Genomic DNA, 19,689 nt, shown 5'->3' on the forward strand with positions numbered 1-19,689 from the left:
TATATGAATAGAAATAGAAAATCCATATTAATTAGTTTATTGCTGATCTTCACACTCATGCTTGCGGCTTGCTCTAGTGGAAATAAAACCTCTGGAGACAATGAAAAGAAATCCACCGGTAAACCTGTACAGGGCGGAGATCTTGTCATCGGCTCCATTGCAGAACCAACACTATTTAATTCGCTTTATTCAACAGATGTGGCGAGCTCTGATATTGAAGAAAGAATCTACAGCTTTTTACTTCAAACTGATGGAAAGCTGAACCCTCAGCTATCACTCGCAGAAGATATTAAAGAATCTGATGACGGCAAGCAGTTTGATGTGACCATTAAAAAAGGTGTAAAGTTTCATGATGGTGAGGAACTGACAGCTGATGATGTTGTGTTTACATACAGCATTCCGATCAATAAGGACTACAACGGGGAGCGCGGATCTGGCTTTGAAGTATTAGATTCTGTTAAAAAGACAGGAGATTACTCTATCGAATTCAAGCTCAATAAAAAAGATCCTTATTTCTATAATGTCACACTAGGAAGCTACGGCATTTTGCCTAAGCATATTTTAGGTGATGTGCCTGTAAAGGATCTCGGTGAAAATGAATTTAACCGAAAAAAACCAATTGGTTCAGGTCCATTTAAATTTGCCGAGTGGAAAGAAGGCGACTACGTGAAACTAGAAGCCTTTGACGATTATTGGGATGGACGCCCATACCTTGATACCGTCACGATTAAAACCATTCCTGATCAGAATGCAGCAATTGCCCAGCTTTCAGCAGGTGATATTGATTTCTTTGCTGTGCCGGGATCTGAGCTGCAAACAGCTGAAAAAATCAGCAACATTAAAATTGAATCTGATCTCGGACTCAATTATTCATACATTGGCTGGAATCAGAAAAATGAACTCTTTAAAAGTAAAAAAGTGCGACAGGCGCTCACACATGCCATTGACCGCCAAACGATTGTTGATCAAGTGTTAGATGGAGACGGCAAAGTAGCCAACATTCCAGAGAGTCCGCTGTCATGGAACTATCCAAAGAATAGTAGTGTTCCAGTGTTTGAGTTTGATCAAGAAAAAGCGAAAAAAATGCTGAAAGAAGAGGGCTGGGAGGATACAGATGGAGATGGCTATCTTGATAAGGATGGAAAAAAATTCTCCTTTGTCATAAAGACCAACCAAGGAAACAAAGTCCGTGAAGACATTGCTGTCGTTGTCCAGCAGCAGCTCAAGGAAATTGGTGTGGAAGCGAAGCCGCAAATTGTGGAATTCAGCGCACTTATTGAACAAACGACACCGCCAAAATGGGATTATGATGCGCTACTGCTCGGCTGGAGCCTTGCGACATTCCCTGATCAATACAGCATCTTCCACTCAAGCCAGTCAGAAAAGGGCTTGAATAACATCTGGTATAAAAATAAAGAGGTCGATAAGCTGTTAGTAGATGCCAAGAATTTAAGTGATCGAAAAGAATATTCAAAAGCATATGAAAAAATTTATGAGCTAATTGCAGAAGATCAACCATATACGTTCCTTTACTATGCCAACTCACATCGCGCGATGCCATCTAATCTCCAAGGCTACTCATACCACCCGAAAGATGAGTATTACAAAATCGAGAAATGGTGGATTGAACAGTAGGTTGTTAGTGAAAGAAGAGGAAAGTTCTCTCCTTTTAGCGTGAAGATGACCCCTTCCATCCCGTGTCAGTCTGGCGTGCTGGTGCTCACGATAATTACATTCACTTAGCACCAGTTAGATTGAAAGGGTTCTGATATCACATTGTAATGAAGACAGAGGGCTAAAAGAAAGATCCTTTTAGCCCTTTTTCATCACAGTATGGCGATCCGATGAAAAAGGAGTTGTGCATATGGTTACATATATCATTAGAAGGACACTGCTTTACATTCCCATCTTATTTGGGATTACCATTTTGTCCTTCGCCATTATGAAAGCAGCACCAGGCGATCCAATGTCACTTATGATGGACCCAACCATTAGTGCGGCAGACCGGGAAGCTTTTATTGATAAGTACGGCTTGAACGATCCTGAATATGTGCAGTATATGAAATGGCTTGGCAATATGCTTCAAGGTGACTTTGGCACCTCCATTGTGAAAAAGGGAACGCCCGTGGCTGATTTGATTTTTGCTAGGCTGCCAAATACCCTCATCCTCATGATTTTTTCTACATTAGTTGCCCTGATTATCGCCATCCCATTCGGTGTTCTTTCAGCAAAACGTCCATATACAAAGCTAGATTACGGCATTACAGTTACATCTTTTGTCGGACTGGCTATTCCGAACTTTTGGTTTGGACTCATCTTAATTATGGTGTTATCTGTGAATTTAGGGTGGTTCCCGACAGGCGGCGTCTCTACCTTAAACGCCGATTTTAATCTATTTGACCGGCTCCATCATATCATTTTACCAGCCTTTGTTTTAGCAACCGCTGATATGGCAGGGCTCACGCGGTACACAAGATCGAGCATGCTTGATGTCATGAGGCAGGATTACATTCGTACAGCAAGAGCGAAAGGCTTTCGAGAAAACAAAGTCATTTTCAAGCACGGGTTAAGAAACGGTCTTATGCCTGTCATTACAATTTTCGGATTGATGATTCCATCCTTTATTGGCGGCGCAGTCGTGGTGGAGCAAATCTTCACTTGGCCAGGATTAGGGAAGCTGTTTATTGATTCTGCCTTTTCGAGAGATTATCCGGTCATTATGGCGATGACTGTTATTTCCGCAGTGCTCGTGGTCGTTGGAAATTTAATTGCGGATATTCTCTATGCGATCGTTGATCCGCGTATTGAATATTAGAAGGGAGCTGAAGCACAATTGGCACAGCCTAATATGGGAACACCTCCTGTTGATCTCAAATTAAAAGAGGGACTTCCGCCAAAGCCAGAGACGATGCTGCGTTTATTTTGTGAGAAATTTTTCAAAAATAAATTGGCGGTTGCCGGCTCCGTGATCTTATTAATCATTATCTTTTCAGCCATCTTCGCTCCTGTGATTGCCCCTTACGCACCAGAGCAGCAAGATTTATTAAAACGGCTCCAGCCGCCAAGTGCAGAGCATTTGATGGGAACTGACAAGTTTGGCCGAGATATTTTCTCAAGGGTGCTTTATGGCGCGAGAGTCTCTTTATTAGTCGGTTTCGTCTCGGTGGTCGGTGCGATTACCATTGGCACTGTGGTCGGAGCGGTAGCAGGGTATTTCAAAGGATTTGTTGATTCCTTGTTAATGAGGTGTGTGGATGTCGTGTTGTCGATCCCTGACATTTTTCTCTTAATCACGCTCGTCACCATTTTCAAACCGGGCATTGATAAATTGATTTTAATCTTTGCTTTGACCGGCTGGACCACAACCGCGAGACTGATCCGCAGTGAATTTTTATCACTGCGAACAAGAGAATTCGTACTCGCAGCAAGAACCATTGGAACGAAAAACCATGTCATCATCTTTTCACATATTTTACCGAACTGTATCGGTCCTATTATTGTGTCAGCAACCCTTAAAGTAGGTTCCGTCATTTTAGCTGAATCAACGCTGAGCTATCTAGGATTTGGCATACAGCCGCCAACCGCGAGCTGGGGCAACATGCTACAAGATGCACAAAACTTCTCGATTATGGTGCAAGCGTGGTGGTATCCACTCTTCCCAGGTTTACTCATATTGCTGACCGTTTTATGCTTTAACTTCTTAGGTGATGGACTAAGAGATGCCCTTGATCCTAAAAAATTAAAGTAATTTGACGTACTTAAGTAACAAAAAATGTATTTTTATATCAAAAATGGTTGAAAAAGGAAATTTGATATAGTACCATAGATTTACAGTGAATAAGAGATTGAGAGGGGGGCTCCTTATTGTCTGTTAAAGTGGAAACACCAATTTCAGATGATGGTACAAATTTTTTTGGTTTCCAGTATAAAGAGATTTACTCACGTCTTTTATCTCAAAATGTGGATGTGGAAGTTGACTTTATTCAAAGAAAAATTCTTCAAAACTATGATCATCCGCACATTTTAGATTTTTGTTGTGGACATGGAAGACACCTGCTTAAACTTTGGCAGGCAGGCTTTCAAATAGATGGACTGGATATTAATCAGGATTTTTTGGCGCATATTGAAAAAGAGTCAAATCACCAAGTGACAACATTTTTAGAAGATGGAAGATATTTCCATCCCTCTAGAACGTATGATGTTGTGCTTAATATGGAAACATCGATTGTCTATATGTCAGATGAGGAGAACATGAAAATGCTGAGGTCCATGTATTCATGTTTAAATGAAGGTGGAACATTACTACTTCACCTTGCAAATCGAGAATTTCTTATTAAGTATTTCCATCCACTTATCTGGTTTGGAGATGAAAAGACAGGCTATGCCTTAGAAAAAAGACAGTTAGATATAGTAAACAGCACTATTAAAATAGAACAAACAAGGATAGTGAATTACAAAACAACCAACCATGTCATCACAATGCGGTTATATAGTGTAGCTGAAATCACAAATATGCTAAAAGATGCTGGTTTTATCGTCAAACATATTTATGGAGATTTTGAAAGTAATTCATATAACGTAGAAGCTCACAACACGATACTTTTATGCACAAAATGAAGCATTAAAGGGGGTGAGTCATATGAAAACAAACGTTATTATCATCATCACAAAATAATTAACTTTTATATTCATTCTGAGAAGTGCGTGTTCAATCACACGCACTTTCTTACGTAAATAAATAGTTCAGACGAGAAGATTGAGGGGTTGATTTTATTGATCGCTATCCTGAAGCAGCCACAATTTCTTATGTTTTGTATGGCACAATTATTTTCCCGTTTTGGGGACGGTCTTACCACTATTGTCATCCTTTATGTGGTTGGAACTACATCAAATGATCCGTTATTAATTGGATTTGTGTTATTTTGTCAATATTCACCCATGTTTTTCTTTGGCTTATTTGGTGGTGTTGCGGCAGACCGATTTAAAAAACATCATATTATGATTGCAGCCGATTTATTTCGGTCCTTCATATTAATAGGAATGATCTTTAGTTTACACCATCCAGTGTATGTCATTATCCTCGTTTTTTTATCAGGTATAGGAAGTGCTTTTTTTTATCCAGCGCGCTCCTCGTATATTCCGGTTGTAGTGGGAGAGAAAAATATTACAGAAGCGATGGGGGTTTCTCAAAGTATTTATTCCGTGATGCAAATTGCGGGTCCTGGAATTGCAGGCCTACTTCTTCTTTTCTTTTCACCGACAGCTCTACTGATTATCGATATTTTTACTTATAGTCTATCCGCATGTTTTATCTTGCTGACGGCTGTACTTGTGAAAAAGAACAATAAAACTGGGGAATCGAGCCTTTCAACGTCTAAAGAAAAACAATGGACGGCGATCAAGCAAGGATTGAAGGTCGTATTTCAATCAGCACCACTTGCTTTTTTAATCCTTTTATTAACGCAAGTCATGTTTATCGCAGGAATTTTTAATACTACATCCAACTCTATTTTGCTGCACGAGTTTCAAGTATCAGGTTTTCATTTTGGGATGATTGAAGCATTTTCAGGTATCGGAGCCGTCATCGGTTCCATTTTAGGTCCTTACTTGCTTGGAAAATTCAAACCTGGTTCTATTTTAATGACAACGACGATCTTTATGGGAATTTGGATGATGGTCATCATACCGGTTGAGTTTCTAGAAGCACTGTTTGGGTTACCACCAGTCTACCTTTGGGTGTTTGGTATCGGCTTAATGAATGCTTTCTTGAATGTGCCGATTAGCAGTTTATTTCTAGGGCTTACTCCAAATGCTTATAGAGGACGTGCAATGTCCATCTTACAAATGTTCTCTAACTTCGGTATCATTCTTGGATTAATCATTGCCGGTATGTTTTCAAAATATATTGGTGTCATATGGATTACAGCCATCTCTGGCTTAGTACTGCTCGTTATCAGTTTATTCTCAATGCGGATGAAAGGTTTTTCCGCCTTATTAACTGTCACGAGAAAAAATAAAGACAAACCATCAGTTGCCCAGCTCGAAGTTTAATAAAGTTGGAATAATTTCTCTATCCCTTGCCCATACTGTGGACAACAGTTTTTATAAAGTGAGGGATTGGTTATGTTATTTCTTCATGACGTATGGGTGAATTGGTTTGAAGGGGAAGAAAATGGCTACAATGTGTGTCATTTTCATGAGTGGCGTAAGGAGGACAGTGTGGAGCTGTTAGATCAAGTACCTTTACTTAAGGTGCAAAGTCCTTTGTATGATTACATAGAGAATGATCTTTCAGAACTGCCGAAGACGCTGCTAGAATCTGTATTTGAGAAATCATATATTCGAAAAAATCATGAACGGCGTAAACTAGAATATTGCTTTGTGGTGACGGACGGTATCCGGATTATTGCGGTGGATACGATTGGGTATTCCATTCCTGTGAGGAAAAGCCGCTTAATCCCGAGGCAGGAGCAATTGGTGTATGAAATGGTGAAAGATGTGAAGGCTGAGGAATATGAATTTTCTCAGGACAGTCTTGAGTCGTCGAAGGAGTATCATATTTTGTCTTTACCGCCGCAGCACATTAGCGGACTAACAAGAAAAGAAAGACAGTTGAAGCAGCTCATGTTTATGGCGCTCGATCAATTAAAAGGTCTTCAAAACAGGGCGGAGATTGCGTATTGGTATACGGAATGGAACCCACGTATGTACAATCAAATTAAGCGAATGTCATTCGAAGAGATTTGGAACATGCTTTACAATGAAACCATTGATGGATGGTCAGACAATCATTTAGCATTCTGTGAAAAAATGATTAAGGGACAGCCATTTTTTGAAAAGCTTTGGGAAATGGAAAATGAATCAAAGGTGAATTAGAAAAAGCTTGCAGCGTGATGTGCTGCAAGCTTTTTTTATTTGCGTTTTCTACCTAGACCCATTGCATTCTCCATTTTTTTCAGCATTTTATTTGCTGCGCGATTTGCTTTTTCAGCACCTTCGTCAAGAATGCGGTCAAGCTCATCTGACTCAATGAGTTCATAGTATCGATCTTGAATTGGTTTCAAAGCATCAACGACGACGTTCGCAAGATCTCCCTTAAATTCACCATACCCTTTGCCTTCGTACTTTTGTTCAAGCTCTGCAATTGATATGTTGCCTAACACAGAATAAATCGTCAGTAAGTTCGCAATGCCAGGCTTGTTCTCTTTGTCGTATTTAACGATGCCTTCTGAATCCGTCACAGCACTTTTGATTTTCTTTTCAAGCTGCTTTGGTTCATCTAATAAGGTAATGAAAGATTTTTGGTTCGGATCGGATTTGCTCATCTTTTTTGTTGGGTCTGCTAAAGACATAATCCGAGCGCCTTCTTTTGGAATCTTCACTTCAGGTACGGTGAAGATGTCATTGTATTTGCGGTTAAAACGTTCAGCAAGCGTTCTAGTCAATTCAAGATGCTGCTTTTGATCTTCTCCGACAGGGACTAAATCAGTACCATATAATAAGATATCTCCAGCCATTAATGGGGGATACGTTAATAGTCCTGAAACAACCGCTTCCTTACCAGCGGATTTATCCTTAAATTGAGTCATTCTCTCTAATTCCCCAATATAAGCAACACATTGAAGCATCCATCCTGCCTGGGCGTGAGCAGGTACCTCTGATTGGATAAACAATGTCGCCTTCTCTGGATCAAGTCCAACTGCTAAATAAAGAGCTGCTAAGCTTCTAATGTTTTGGCGAAGAGCTAGCCTGTCCTGACTCACTGTAATCGCATGCTGATCGACGACACAAAAATAGCCGTGATAATCATGCTGCAAATCGACAAATTGCTTCATCGCTCCAATATAGTTCCCCAATGTGACCGAACCGCTCGGCTGAATGCCTGAAAAAATTGTCTTCTTTGTCATACTAAAACCTCTTTTCTTCAATATAAAAAGGCCCACTCGTCACTTTTCAACAGAAAAGGGACGAATGAACCGTGGTACCACCCTTGTTATTTCACATGGAAATCACTCAAGACGTTGATATCGGAGACTGCTCCGTCTAAGCCTACTTACTTTCAAAAGTGTTCGGTTAGCTGCTCCAAAGCCCATTCCATATATGCCATTGTCTGCTCACACCGGCCGCAGACTCTCTATAAATGGTGAATATATGTACTCTTCTTTTTCATCGCAACAGTATAATTGAATTCATTATAATGAAGCAAAAATCAAAAGTCAAAGCCTATATATAATAAATGAAGAGCAGAATAAACATTTCAATTAATAAGCTAAAACCTATTATTTTCATGGAGGGAAAATTACTTTGGAATGATGATGATAAATGTTTGTTTAAATCATCGTCAATAGTGCTCTTTTGCTTGTTTAATGAATCAAATACCTTTCGAAAGCTGTAAGCTGTTCGATCAAAAAAACCACTTTTTAAAGTGATTAACGATAACCATATTAGCAAAGTGATCGATGCTAAATAAAAAGTGATGTTAATCATACTTAAGAGAGAGAAGTGGCCATAAAAAATGAAACTTAAAATAAATATAAGGCAATTAGAACTAATTAAAAGAATAAAAAATCTGATAACAATCACTCCTGTGCATTAAAACTTTACTGTACTAAAATAGCAATAAAAATATTTAATTCGAGACTTTCACTATATAAGAAAAACGAAACAAGGAATTAAGCAGTTGTTTTAACAAAATTCTTGATATCAGTTTACAATGAATCATGAAGATTGCCAAATGTATAGACAGGATGACTTCTGATTAGGTATTTCAGATCACAAAATTAAAGGGAAATACCCAATTTGTTTCAATTTTTTAATAAATTTATTAAAAAATCATCGAAATATGAAAATTTTCTTAAAAAAATGAATGCACAATTACTTATTTGCTAGTATAATAGTTCCTGTAGTTCATTTATGAAGGGGAGGTCAACAACTAGATGAAAAAGTCTAAATTTTCACTGCTTTTAGTTTTTTTATTGGTGCTGACTATTTTTGTATCTGCATGTTCAGGTAAACAAAGTAGCGACAAGGGCACTGCATCCAAAGATTCAAAACAAGAGGCTACAATTTTAGAATCACAGGAAATGCCTGCAATGGATACAATCCAAGCAAGTGATACAATTAGTTTCACAACTATGAATAACGTTTTTGAGGGTTTGTATCGATTCAATGATAAAGAAGAATTAGTACCTGGTATGGCGGATGGCGAACCAGTAGCTAACAAAGATAAAACAGTTTATAACATTAAACTAAAAGATGCCAAATGGTCTAATGGTGATCCAGTTAAAGCTCAAGACTTCGTTTACGCTTGGCAACGTGCTTTAGATCCAGAACAAAAGTCTGAGTATGGCCCATATATGATGGTTGGTAAGATCAAAAATGCTGATAAGGTTTACAACAAAAAAGCAAAGCCTGACGAACTAGGAATTAAAGCTGTAAGCGATAAAGAATTGCAAATTACACTTGAAAAACCAATTCCTTACTTCCAATCTCTACTTTCATTCCCAACTTTCTATCCAGTGAATGAAAAGTTCGTTAAAGAACAAGGTGATAAATATGCGAAAACTGCAAAGAACCTTGTGTACAATGGACCGTATGAACTTTCTTCTTGGGATGGACCACAAGCAACAACTTGGGAATACAAAAAGAATGAAGAATACTGGGACAAAAAGAACGTCTCTATGACAAAACTTACTTTTAAAGTATCTAAAGATCCACAAGCAGCAGTTAACGCATTCGAAGCTGGAGAAGCTGATATTACACCTAAGTTATCAACTCCTGCAATCATCTCTCAGTACGAGGGTGATAAGCGAATGAAAAGATTACTAGAACCTACTGTGTTCTGGTTGAAAATGAACCAAGGAAATAAATCATTAAAGAATGAAAATGTTCGTCGTGCAATTGCAACAGCAATTGACAAAGAAGCGTTTGTAAAAGATGTATTGCAGAATGGTTCAGTTGCTGCAAACTATCAAATTCCAAAAGACTTTGTACATGATGAAAACGGAAAAGACTTCCGCGATGGAATGCCTAAATACTTAGAAACAAACAAAGATGAAGCTAAGAAACTTTTCGAAAAAGGTCTAAAAGAATTAGGAACGTCTAAAGTAACGCTTAATTACTTAGGTGATGATTCTGAGACTGCTAAAACAATCGGAGCTTTCATTAAAGACCAGCTTGAGAAAACTTTACCTGGCTTAGATATTAATATTCAAAGTGTTCCTTTTGCTACTCGTATTGATCGTGATAAGAAAGAGGATTACGATCTACAGATGGCTGGATGGGGCCCAGATTATCTTGACCCGATCACATTCTCTGACTTATTTATCACAGGTGGCGGAAACAACCACATGGGATACTCTAATAAGAAATATGATCAACTCTTAAAAGATGCATCTGGTAAGTTAGCTGCTAAACCTGAAGAACGCTGGAAAGCTTTACAAGAAGCTGAAAAAGTATTACTACAAGATGACGCAGGACTTTCACCAATCTATCAGAGAGCAACTAATTATCTGATTAGTAACAAAGTTAAAGGGTTTGTCATTCACAAGGTTGGACCAGAATTCAGCTACAAATGGATGAAAATTGAAGGATAATTAACAATCTTATAGAAAAGAGAGTGTATTCTCTGAATATACTCTCTTTTTCACTGAAAGAAATATGTCGAAATATACAGAAAAGTCAGTTTTATCAGGAGGTGCAAGTATGCTGAAATACTTAATTAGACGGGTTGGCTTCATGGTCGTTACCCTCTTCATCATTGTTTCAATCACTTTTTTCTTAATGAAACTCATTCCGGGTTCTCCTTTTGTTAATGCTCAAAAATTGTCAGAAGCACAACAAGCAGTACTTAATGCCAAATATGGGCTAGATCAGCCTATTCCAGTTCAATACTTTCACTACTTGATTAATACATTCACTGGAGATTTAGGTGTTTCATTCCAATTCAACAATACCTCCGTAACAGAACTTCTTTCATACCGAGTAGGACCATCTGCTGTCCTAGGCCTTCAAGCGATTATTATAGGAACGATTGTTGGTATCTTCTTGGGAGTAGTTGGAGCTTTAAGGCAGAACACATGGATAGATTATTCTGCTACTTTCTTGGCAGTTATCGGTAAATCAATACCGAGTTTTGTATTCGCGGGATTACTTCAATACTTTATTGCGGTGAAATTGGGATTACTACCAACTCAATTTTGGAATGGATTCGAGTATACAATTTTGCCCACAATAGCATTAGCTATGTTCCCTATCTCCATTTGTGCACGCTTTATGCGAACAGAAATGGTTGAAGTTCTTGAGACAGACTATATTTTACTAGCAAAGGCCAAAGGAGCAGGCTATTTCGAATTAGCATTTAAGCATGCAATGAGAAATGCGTTGATCCCTGTTGTTACAGTTCTTGGTCCACTAACTGTTAGTTTAATGACGGGGTCTCTCGTAATAGAGAAAATCTTCTCAATTCCTGGAATTGGTGAGCAGTTTGTTAAAGCAATTACTGTAAATGACTATCCAGTTATTATGGGAACAACCATTTTATTCGCCGTTCTTTTTGTTGTGGTTGTATTTATTGTCGATATTCTATATGGAATTATCGATCCGAGAATTCGTGTAGCAGGGGGTAACAAATGATGAAACAGCAAGAAGAAAAAATTGATAAAAGTCTATTTGAGCCCGCTGGTGTTGATACATTTTCTGCTGAAAAAATTGAAAAACCTAGTCTGAATTATTGGCAAGACGCATGGCTTAGAATCAAAAAGAATAAAGCCGCAGTTGTAAGTTTAGTGATTTTATTTTTAATTGTATTCATGGCTATCGTCGGACCGTTAATTAGTGGTAAAGATTTTAGTACTCAGACAACGTCTGAAGCGAACCTACCACCTCGAATCCAAGGATTAGAGCATGTTAGTTTCCTTCCATTTACTGGGGAAAGAACGCTGAAAAGTGGTGATGTGGTCAATCCTTATGAACAAAAAGGAATTGATCATTACTACTGGTTTGGTACGGATAATCTTGGGAGAGATCTATTTACACGTGTGTGGAAAGGAACTCAAATCTCACTACTTATTGCTGTTGTTGCAGCTGTGATCGATTTAATTATTGGTGTTGCTTATGGTGCTATTTCTGGTTATTTTGGCGGAAAAATTGATAATGCGATGCAACGTGTTTTAGAGGTTCTAATGGGTATTCCCAACTTGATCGTTGTCATATTAATGATTCTCGTCTTAAAGCCAGGGATTATTCCAATTATTATTGCTCTAAGTATTACCGGGTGGATCAGTATGGCCAGGGTTGTACGAGCCCAAGTCATGAAGCTGAAAGAACAGGAATATGTACTAGCCGCTAGAACTTTGGGATTAAGCAACTTTAAAATTATCTTTAAACACATGTTGCCAAACTTAACAGGTGTGATGATTATTAATACAATGTTCACCATTCCTAGTGCAATTTTCTTCGAAGCATTCTTAAGTTTTATTGGTTTAGGCCTCCAAGAGCCACAAGCTTCACTAGGGACGTTAATTGAAGACGGATTTAAATCAATGATTGCTTTCCCATATCAAATGGTTTATCCAGCAATTATCATTAGTGTTATCATGATCGTCTTTAACCTTGTTGCCGACGGTGTGAGAGATGCACTTGATCCAAAAATGAAAGATTAGTACGGGACGGTGATGATGATGAATAAACAAGAAACCATTCTAAAAGTAAATGATTTAAATATCTCATTTCACACGTTTGCTGGTGAAGTCAAGGCGATAAGAGGTGTGAATTTTGAATTAAAGAAAGGCGAGACGCTTGCCATTGTTGGAGAATCGGGTTCAGGAAAATCGGTTACTTCAAAATCAATCATGGGGTTGCTTCCTAAATCTAACTCTGAAGTGAAAAAAGGCGAGATTTTGTTTCAAGACAAAAATTTAACAAAACTTTCTGATAAACAAATGCAAAAAATACGTGGGAAAGATATTGCAATGGTCTTTCAAGATCCAATGACCTCTTTAAATCCTACGATGACAATTGGCAAACAAATTATAGAACCAATTTTAAAACATCAAAATGCTAGTAAAGAAGAAGCTAGAAAAAGAGCGCTTGAACTACTCCGCCTTGTAGGTATTCCAAAACCTGAACAAAGATTTAAGCAATATCCTCATCAATTTTCAGGGGGTATGAGACAAAGGGTTGTGGTGGCAATTGCTCTTGCTTGTAATCCTAAAATATTAATTGCAGATGAGCCGACAACAGCGTTAGATGTTACAATTCAAGCGCAAATTTTAGAACTGATGAAGGATCTACAAAAGAAAATTGAAACATCGATTATCTTTATTACGCATGATTTAGGGGTCGTTGCGAATGTAGCTGATCGTGTAGCGGTTATGTATGGTGGTCAAATTGTTGAGATTGGTACAGTTGATGAGATTTTCTATAACCCACAGCATCCTTATACTTGGGGATTATTAAGTTCTATGCCTAGTCTGGACGCAAAAGAGGAGAAATTATTTGCTATACCTGGTACGCCGCCAGACCTGCTAAATCCTCCAAAAGGTGACCCGTTTGCTGCTAGAAATCAATATGCGATGAAAATCGATTTTGAACAGCAGCCGCCTTTATATCAAGTGTCAGAAACGCATTATGCAGCTACATGGCTATTACACCCTAATGCACCAAAAGTAGAACCTCCTGAATCGATTAAGCAAAGAATGCGACAATTTAAAGCGCAAAAAGGGGGGGATCACATTGAGTGAAAAAGATGTTATTTTACAGGTGAATAATCTTAAGCAATATTTTAATGTGGGCAAACCAAATGAAGTAAAAGCTGTTGATGATGTTAGCTTCCATATTTATAGAGGGGAAACATTGGGGCTAGTAGGTGAATCTGGTTGCGGAAAATCTACTACTGGAAGAAGTATCATACGTTTGTATAATGCAACAGATGGTGAGGTTATTTTTAATGGACAGAATGTTCATGATAAAAAATCGACTACTGATCTGAAGCAATTTAATCGAAAAATGCAAATGATCTTTCAGGATCCATATGCCTCTCTCAATCCAAGAATGAAAGTTGAAGACATCATTGCAGAAGGCATCGACATTCATGGCCTAGCAAAAACAAAGCAAGCACGAAAAGAGCGCGTGTACCAATTGCTTGAAACTGTTGGCTTGAACAAAGAGCATGCTAACAGATACCCGCATGAATTCTCTGGTGGTCAAAGGCAGCGTATCGGGATTGCCCGTGCATTAGCAGTTGAACCAGATTTCATCATTGCGGATGAACCAATCTCTGCATTAGATGTGTCGATTCAAGCACAGGTCGTCAACTTAATGAAAGAGCTTCAAGAAGAAAAAGGCTTAACGTACTTATTCATTGCCCATGACCTGTCCATGGTAAAATACATCAGCGATCGTATTGGCGTAATGTATTTCGGGAAATTGGTAGAGCTGGCACCAGCGAATGAATTATACGAAAACCCGCTTCATCCATATACAAAATCATTACTATCTGCGATTCCGCTTCCAGATCCAGATTATGAGCGTAACCGCAAACGAATCAAGTATGATCCATCTGTTCACAAAGGAACGAACACTGAGTTCCGTGAAGTGAAACCAGGCCACTTTGTGAGCTGCACAGAGGAAGAATTCAAAGAGCTTCAGGCAAAACAATCATAAGAAGGAAGAAGCGCTGCTATGTCAGTGCTTCTTTTTTTATTTTACAAAAAAACGAGATGATGGTAATTTCTAGTTAACAACAAGCGGGTTCTAGGAGGAAATCATATGTCGATATGGAAGACGTTTCGCTATTCATTTTTTCACTTTCTCATTGTATTCATGCTTTTTTCAACGTCATTTTTGAGAAAGCCAAATGGAGGACAGTGGATGCTCATATTTATGGTGCTCATTGGCGTCGTGTCTTTTTCCGTGGAATATATGCTTTACCAGAAAACAAGTAAACAGAAAGAGGAAGCACGTCGCAGGAAGTATCTTTATTTCATCATGTTCCAAACTGGGATGACACTCACCCTATTCGTCTGTTTTCAATTACTCATGAATCGTTCGATATAAAACTTTTTTCTGTTGTTTGAAAAAAAGTGAAACTAGAGGAGACTTTTCTGCGTCTTACTAGTACAGGCGTTTAAATAGCAGGAAATCGGGAATATCTAAGGAAGTGGTTCTTAACGATATCATAAGGAGCGGATCCATGAATTGGTATGAAAAGCTCAGTGAATACTTCCCGATAGAAGAAATGAAGTCAAAAGAGCATATGGAAGCTTTATTAAAGGAAAGAAGTGATGTTTATCATAAGGAGGAAGGACCTCATCATGTGATGATGTACGCCGAATTTGATCATTTCATCTTTATTGATTATTTATTTGTTTCCAGAGATGCAAGAGGTGAAGGCCTCGGATCAAAGCTCATTCATAAGCTGAAGGAAAAAAAGAAACCGATCTTGCTTGAGGTTGAGCCTGTAGATGAAGATGATGCAGATACTGCAAAACGCCTAAAGTTTTACCAAAGAGAGCACTTTAAGCATGCAGAATCAATCGGTTATAAACGCAGGTCACTTGCAACAAATGAAGTGAACCGCATGGAAATCCTTTATTGGTCGCCTCTTATAGATAATGAGGAAGAAATGATGGAGGCTATGAGGAAGACCTATGAACGAATCCATACGTATAAAGATGAAGAATGGTATGGGCAGTCGTATGAGGATGTTGATGATGTATTGAAGGTCATTGAAAATAGAAAACAAAAAAATATTTTCGATCATCTCGACTAAATGAGAATGTTCAGACATTAAGTAGCACACAAAATGAATGAAATTGTCTAGTTTTTGTCACAAAAATTGCAAGAAAATCTGTTCACACTTACTTTTTTATAGTATAATCACTATAAAGATTACTTATTTAGAACAATTTTAATTTAAGAATACAGATCAATATTCATTCTACAAATTGAGGAGTGAAGATTTATGGTAACATTATACACATCACCAAGCTGTACATCATGTAGAAAAGCAAGAGCGTGGTTAGAAGAGCACAATATTCCGTATCAAGAGAGAAACATCTTTTCAGAGCCTCTTTCAATCGATGAAATCAAAGAAATTCTTCGAATGACTGAAGACGGTACAGATGAAATTATCTCAACACGTTCAAAAGTATTCCAAAAGCTAAATGTGAATGTTGAGACAATGCCTCTTCAACAATTGTATAAACTAATCAATGAGCATCCAGGTCTTTTAAGACGTCCAATCATCTTGGATGAAAAAAGACTACAAGTTGGCTACAATGAAGATGAAATTAGACGTTTCCTTCCAAGAACGGTTCGTACATTCCAACTCAGAGAAGCTCAGCGACTTGCTAACTAATAGAAAAAACGAAAAGCTGCCGATCATTTGGCAGCTTTTTTTATTTGTTTTCAGCCGTTTGTTCGTAAAACAGGCTGGCTAAAATGACCATGACGACCGTTAAAAATGGAAGCATCAATTCAAGAGTCGCATGCTGTGCCATAAATTCATTCAATTTCACATCACGAACAATCATTTCACCGCCAGTAAAAGCCAAAAGAGCACTTCCTCCGTATAAAAGAAACGGGAATTTGGTTAAAGCGGCATGAATCAGCTTACTTCCCCAAATAATAATCGGTACTGAAATCATCAGTCCGAAAGCAGTCAGCAGCATGTTGCCTTTTGCTGCCCCTGCAACTGCAATCACATTATCAAGTGACATAAAGAGGTCGGCAATCACAATGGTCTGAACTGCACGCCAAAGGGAGCCGCTGCTTTTAATGCGAATCGATTCTTTCTTTTGTTCAATTAACAAATTGTATCCTATATAAAGGAGAAAAAGTCCGCCGATAAATTGCAAATAAGGGATGGTCAATAAATAAACTGCGGCACCTGTCATTGTTATTCTCATCAGCACTGCCAAAAGTGTGCCGATCCATATGGCCTTGTTGCGTTTGTCATTTGACAAGCTGCGGCTAGCCATCGCAATGATCAACGCGTTATCTCCGCCTAAAATCAGATCGATGCCAATAATCATCAGTAAGGATATGATCCACTCTGTTTCCATCCATTTCACCTCATGTCTAATAGAGCTCGTACAACCAATATATGAAGACAATTCAAATATATGTTTCTGTAAGTTTTCTCTGCAAAAAATGCGTTTTTATTTCTTTTATTCATGTTTTATCATAAAATAGACAGTACGAAGCAATACCTCAATTCTTTAAAAGGTTAACATGTAGACGGAACGGGTAAAGTGTAGTAAAGTACTATTAATTGGGAGCTTGTATGTCCCTTCAACATCTTATATAGAAGGGAAGGTTGGCAAAATGGAAATCGAAAGAATTAATGAACATACAGTGAAATTTTATATTTCCTACGGTGATATTGAAGACCGCGGATTCGACCGTGAAGAGATTTGGTATAATCGCGAACGCAGTGAAGAGCTGTTTTGGGAAGTAATGGACGAAGTGCACGAAGAAGAAGAATTTGCAGTTGAGGGACCACTTTGGATTCAAGTGCAGGCACTTGACAAAGGTCTTGAAATTGTCGTGACGAAAGCCCAACTTTCTAAAGATGGACAAAAGCTCGAATTGCCGATTCCAGAAGATAAAAAAGATCAAACAGATGAAGAAAGTCTAGACGCCCTGCTTGATGATTTTCAAAAAGAAGAGCAGGATCAAGAAGACCATAATGAGAAGGACAAAAAACTTCAACTTCAATTTGTGTTGAAAATGGATGACTTTGAAGATTTGATTGCACTTTCTCAATTAAATATGCAGGATTTTACCACAAGTTTATATTCGTTTGAAAACCGTTATTATCTATATGTTGACTTCCACGAGGATTTGTCAGATGAGCAAGTGGAGAATAAGCTCAGCATTTTGCTTGAATATGCTCATGAATCAGTGGTCAGCATTTACAGACTGAAAGAATACGGTCAGCTGATTATCGAAGGAAATGCCCTTGAAACGATTCAACAGCACTTCTCGTAACCAACAAAAGTCGATTTCTATAGAGGAATCGGCTTTTTTATCTGAATGAATAGGTAAATAAAGAGAACGGCAAGGAGAAAATGAAATGAGAAATTTAGTCAAAGTTCTATTTTTTCTTATCATTACGATAGGTGCTTATTTAGTCATTCAATTAATTGCCGGTGATTTAGCGGTAAGTGTATTAAGTTCTGTCAGTGTTCTATTCACTTTATCGATTATCTTCATCGGGTTTGTCATATTCTTGGAAAACCGAAATCCATCTCAAACGATAACGTGGCTTGTCCTGCTCGGCAGCTTTCCGTTATTCGGTTTTTTGTTCTACATTTTCTTTGGACGCAATATCAAAAAGCGCAGGCTGTTTGAAAAGAAAGCGATTCTAGACGAACAGTTAATCCAGGAAGATGAGCATATTCATAGAGAAGCGATTGAGAAGATGACGCATATGGGTGATCATCAGCAGCTCTTATTTAAGCTGGCCCACAGACTTGGACATACCCCTATTACGTATCGCACGTCCTCTAAAGTCCTGACGAACGGAGAAGAAACATTTTCTCATATATTTGAAGAAATCAAAAAAGCGACACATCACATTCATTTAGAATATTATATTCTCCGCCATGATGACCTTGGACAAGAATTAAAAGATATTCTCATTGATAAAGCGAAAAACGGCGTGATTGTACGCTTTTTATATGACGATGTAGGAAGCTTAAAGCTTTCACGTCAATATATTGCTGACCTCGAAAAAGCTGGCGTTCAGATCGTTCCATTTTTACCTGTGAGACTACCCCTGTTAAATAATAAAATCAATTTCCGAAATCACCGAAAAATTGTCGTGATTGATGGAGAAGTTGGGTTTGTTGGCGGGCTGAACATTGGAGACGAATATCTGGGTAGAAGCAGACAATATGGATTTTGGCGTGACACGCATTTGATGATTAAAGGTGAAGCTGTTCGTGATCTGCAGCAGATTTTCATGCAGGATTGGTACTATATGACGAATGAAAGATGCGCAGGTGTGGACTACTTTAAAGATTTCAGTCACCTTGAAAGCACAACAGAAGGTGTACAAATGATCGCTGGTGGTCCTGATAAACAATGGGAAGTCATTAAAAATCTCTTTTTCTCCATGATTATCTCTGCCAAAAAGTCTATTTGGATCGCTTCACCATATTTTGTGCCGGATGATGATATTTTGTCTGCACTGAAAATTGCTGCATTAAGTGGAGTAGACGTACGGATTATTGCACCGAAGAATCCAGATAAACGGATCGTCTTCCATGCGTCCCGTTCATACTTTCCGGAGCTTTTAGAAGCAGGGGCAAAGGTGTATGAATATGATCAAGGCTTTATGCATAGTAAATTTATCATTGTGGATAGCGAGTTGGCTTCGATAGGAACGGCCAACATGGATATGAGAAGCTTTCATTTGAATTTTGAAGTAAATGCCTTCCTCTATAAAACGAAAAGCACTGAGAAGCTTGTGAACGACTTTTTAGGTGATTTAGAGCAGTCGCACGAGATTGTCCCAGAAGAATTTGCAAAGAGACCGTTAAGGATCAGACTCTTTGAATCAACAGCAAGATTATTATCGCCATTACTATAAAGATTGTATTTTCCCCCTTTTTATCAGGGGGTTTTTTCATTTTCCTCAAGAAAACATCAGTAAAATTATATTTTCACACAACAAAAGTT

General features: G+C 38.2%; 19 protein-coding genes, 1 pseudogene and 1 other annotated feature. Of the genes and pseudogenes, 17 read left to right on the forward strand and 3 right to left on the reverse strand.

Going from position 1 to position 19,689, the window contains the following annotated elements; all coding sequences use genetic code 11:
• Positions 1-3: 3 nt before the first annotated feature.
• The 6 genes from MHI35_RS05470 to MHI35_RS05495 all read left to right on the forward strand — a co-directional run bounded on the left by MHI35_RS05470 (position 4) and on the right by MHI35_RS05495 (position 6,876).
• A complete protein-coding gene (locus MHI35_RS05470; RefSeq protein WP_211063169.1) occupies positions 4-1,635 on the forward strand; it encodes a peptide-binding protein in 1,632 nt (543 codons plus the stop codon).
• 229 nt (positions 1,636-1,864) lie between these two features.
• A complete protein-coding gene (locus MHI35_RS05475; RefSeq protein WP_335348884.1) occupies positions 1,865-2,815 on the forward strand; it encodes an ABC transporter permease in 951 nt (316 codons plus the stop codon).
• Positions 2,816-2,848: 33 nt separating this feature from the next.
• Positions 2,849-3,748 (forward strand): oligopeptide ABC transporter permease, encoded by a 900-nt coding sequence (opp4C, locus tag MHI35_RS05480; RefSeq protein ID WP_144522784.1) that lies wholly within the window; start codon positions 2,849-2,851, stop codon positions 3,746-3,748.
• Between the two features lie 116 nt (positions 3,749-3,864).
• A complete protein-coding gene (locus tag MHI35_RS05485; RefSeq protein ID WP_144522758.1) occupies positions 3,865-4,617 on the forward strand; it encodes an SAM-dependent methyltransferase in 753 nt (250 codons plus the stop codon).
• A 156-nt stretch (positions 4,618-4,773) separates the two neighbouring features.
• Positions 4,774-6,051: an MFS transporter gene (locus tag MHI35_RS05490; RefSeq protein ID WP_211063167.1), complete on the forward strand. Its 1,278-nt coding sequence runs from the start codon at positions 4,774-4,776 to the stop codon at positions 6,049-6,051.
• Between the two features lie 72 nt (positions 6,052-6,123).
• Positions 6,124-6,876 carry a YjbA family protein gene (locus MHI35_RS05495; protein WP_144522759.1) on the forward strand — a complete coding sequence of 251 codons (753 nt, stop codon included), beginning with the start codon at positions 6,124-6,126 and terminating at the stop codon, positions 6,874-6,876.
• 35 nt (positions 6,877-6,911) lie between these two features.
• On the opposite strand, the gene trpS is transcribed toward MHI35_RS05495, so the two are convergent.
• Together trpS and MHI35_RS05505 are read right to left on the reverse strand one after the other, a co-directional pair.
• On the reverse strand, positions 6,912-7,907 hold the full coding sequence (gene trpS, locus MHI35_RS05500) for a tryptophan--tRNA ligase (protein ID WP_012009563.1): 996 nt from the start codon (positions 7,905-7,907) through the stop codon (positions 6,912-6,914).
• 53 nt (positions 7,908-7,960) lie between these two features.
• Positions 7,961-8,179: a binding site (T-box leader), on the reverse strand.
• Positions 8,180-8,223: 44 nt separating this feature from the next.
• Positions 8,224-8,487 carry a DUF3899 domain-containing protein gene (locus tag MHI35_RS05505; RefSeq protein WP_249407377.1) on the reverse strand — a complete coding sequence of 88 codons (264 nt, stop codon included), beginning with the start codon at positions 8,485-8,487 and terminating at the stop codon, positions 8,224-8,226.
• A 449-nt stretch (positions 8,488-8,936) separates the two neighbouring features.
• Between MHI35_RS05505 and MHI35_RS05510 the strand changes: the two genes are divergently transcribed.
• The 8 genes from MHI35_RS05510 (at position 8,937) to spxA (ending at position 16,360) form a co-directional block, all read left to right on the forward strand.
• Complete coding sequence (locus tag MHI35_RS05510; RefSeq protein WP_144522762.1) at positions 8,937-10,595, forward strand: peptide ABC transporter substrate-binding protein; 1,659 nt, start codon at positions 8,937-8,939, stop codon at positions 10,593-10,595.
• A gap of 109 nt (positions 10,596-10,704) precedes the next feature.
• On the forward strand, positions 10,705-11,634 hold the full coding sequence (gene opp3b / locus MHI35_RS05515; RefSeq protein ID WP_088003069.1) for an oligopeptide ABC transporter permease: 930 nt from the start codon (positions 10,705-10,707) through the stop codon (positions 11,632-11,634).
• Positions 11,634-12,662 carry an oligopeptide ABC transporter permease gene (gene opp3C, locus MHI35_RS05520; RefSeq protein WP_144522763.1) on the forward strand — a complete coding sequence of 343 codons (1,029 nt, stop codon included), beginning with the start codon at positions 11,634-11,636 and terminating at the stop codon, positions 12,660-12,662. Before opp3b ends, opp3C begins: the two co-directional genes overlap by 1 nt.
• A gap of 18 nt (positions 12,663-12,680) precedes the next feature.
• Positions 12,681-13,742: an ABC transporter ATP-binding protein gene (locus MHI35_RS05525; protein ID WP_144522764.1), complete on the forward strand. Its 1,062-nt coding sequence runs from the start codon at positions 12,681-12,683 to the stop codon at positions 13,740-13,742.
• A 10-nt stretch (positions 13,743-13,752) separates the two neighbouring features.
• Positions 13,753-14,664 (forward strand): ABC transporter ATP-binding protein, encoded by a 912-nt coding sequence (locus tag MHI35_RS05530; protein WP_392387436.1) that lies wholly within the window; start codon positions 13,753-13,755, stop codon positions 14,662-14,664.
• 105 nt (positions 14,665-14,769) lie between these two features.
• Positions 14,770-15,057 (forward strand): hypothetical protein, encoded by a 288-nt coding sequence (locus MHI35_RS05535; RefSeq protein ID WP_217016710.1) that lies wholly within the window; start codon positions 14,770-14,772, stop codon positions 15,055-15,057.
• Positions 15,058-15,193: 136 nt separating this feature from the next.
• Positions 15,194-15,772 (forward strand): GNAT family N-acetyltransferase, encoded by a 579-nt coding sequence (locus MHI35_RS05540; protein ID WP_012009571.1) that lies wholly within the window; start codon positions 15,194-15,196, stop codon positions 15,770-15,772.
• A 192-nt stretch (positions 15,773-15,964) separates the two neighbouring features.
• On the forward strand, positions 15,965-16,360 hold the full coding sequence (spxA, locus tag MHI35_RS05545) for a transcriptional regulator SpxA (protein WP_003211421.1): 396 nt from the start codon (positions 15,965-15,967) through the stop codon (positions 16,358-16,360).
• Positions 16,361-16,400: 40 nt separating this feature from the next.
• Here spxA and MHI35_RS05550 read toward each other — a convergent pair whose 3' ends face one another.
• Positions 16,401-17,066, reverse strand: coding sequence for a TerC family protein (locus MHI35_RS05550; RefSeq protein ID WP_144522767.1), 666 nt, complete (start codon positions 17,064-17,066; stop codon positions 16,401-16,403).
• A 175-nt stretch (positions 17,067-17,241) separates the two neighbouring features.
• Between MHI35_RS05550 and MHI35_RS18885 the strand changes: the two are divergent.
• The 3 genes and pseudogenes from MHI35_RS18885 to cls all read left to right on the forward strand — a co-directional run.
• Positions 17,242-17,362: pseudogene (locus MHI35_RS18885) on the forward strand (hypothetical protein); the annotation flags it as partial.
• On the forward strand, positions 17,329-17,994 hold the full coding sequence (mecA, locus tag MHI35_RS05555) for an adaptor protein MecA (RefSeq protein WP_012009573.1): 666 nt from the start codon (positions 17,329-17,331) through the stop codon (positions 17,992-17,994). The pseudogene MHI35_RS18885 and the gene mecA, both read left to right, overlap by 34 nt.
• Before the next feature lie 85 nt (positions 17,995-18,079).
• The gene (gene cls, locus MHI35_RS05560) at positions 18,080-19,600 is read left to right on the forward strand and encodes a cardiolipin synthase (protein ID WP_211063123.1); all 1,521 of its coding nucleotides are present in this window, start codon (positions 18,080-18,082) and stop codon (positions 19,598-19,600) included.
• Positions 19,601-19,689: the final 89 nt, after the last annotated feature.

Source organism: Bacillus sp. FSL K6-3459 (genome assembly GCF_038003305.1).
Taxonomy (GTDB): Bacteria; Bacillota; Bacilli; order Bacillales; family Bacillaceae; genus Bacillus; species Bacillus pumilus_O.

Bases quoted from the DNA above. Each gene is read 5' to 3' on its own strand.
- MHI35_RS05470 (WP_211063169.1), top strand. From the start codon at position 4: ATGAATAGAAATAGAAAATCCATATTAATTAGTTTATTGCTGATCTTC.
- MHI35_RS05475 (WP_335348884.1), top strand. From the start codon at position 1,865: ATGGTTACATATATCATTAGAAGGACACTGCTTTACATTCCCATCTTA.
- opp4C (WP_144522784.1), top strand. From the start codon at position 2,849: ATGGGAACACCTCCTGTTGATCTCAAATTAAAAGAGGGACTTCCGCCA.
- MHI35_RS05495 (WP_144522759.1), top strand. From the start codon at position 6,124: ATGTTATTTCTTCATGACGTATGGGTGAATTGGTTTGAAGGGGAAGAA.
- trpS (WP_012009563.1), bottom strand. From the start codon at position 7,907: ATGACAAAGAAGACAATTTTTTCAGGCATTCAGCCGAGCGGTTCGGTC.
- MHI35_RS05505 (WP_249407377.1), bottom strand. From the start codon at position 8,487: ATGATTAACATCACTTTTTATTTAGCATCGATCACTTTGCTAATATGG.
- MHI35_RS05510 (WP_144522762.1), top strand. From the start codon at position 8,937: ATGAAAAAGTCTAAATTTTCACTGCTTTTAGTTTTTTTATTGGTGCTG.
- opp3b (WP_088003069.1), top strand. From the start codon at position 10,705: ATGCTGAAATACTTAATTAGACGGGTTGGCTTCATGGTCGTTACCCTC.
- opp3C (WP_144522763.1), top strand. From the start codon at position 11,634: ATGAAACAGCAAGAAGAAAAAATTGATAAAAGTCTATTTGAGCCCGCT.
- MHI35_RS05525 (WP_144522764.1), top strand. From the start codon at position 12,681: ATGAATAAACAAGAAACCATTCTAAAAGTAAATGATTTAAATATCTCA.
- MHI35_RS05535 (WP_217016710.1), top strand. From the start codon at position 14,770: ATGTCGATATGGAAGACGTTTCGCTATTCATTTTTTCACTTTCTCATT.
- MHI35_RS05540 (WP_012009571.1), top strand. From the start codon at position 15,194: ATGAATTGGTATGAAAAGCTCAGTGAATACTTCCCGATAGAAGAAATG.
- spxA (WP_003211421.1), top strand. From the start codon at position 15,965: ATGGTAACATTATACACATCACCAAGCTGTACATCATGTAGAAAAGCA.
- MHI35_RS05550 (WP_144522767.1), bottom strand. From the start codon at position 17,066: ATGGAAACAGAGTGGATCATATCCTTACTGATGATTATTGGCATCGAT.
- mecA (WP_012009573.1), top strand. From the start codon at position 17,329: ATGGAAATCGAAAGAATTAATGAACATACAGTGAAATTTTATATTTCC.
- cls (WP_211063123.1), top strand. From the start codon at position 18,080: ATGAGAAATTTAGTCAAAGTTCTATTTTTTCTTATCATTACGATAGGT.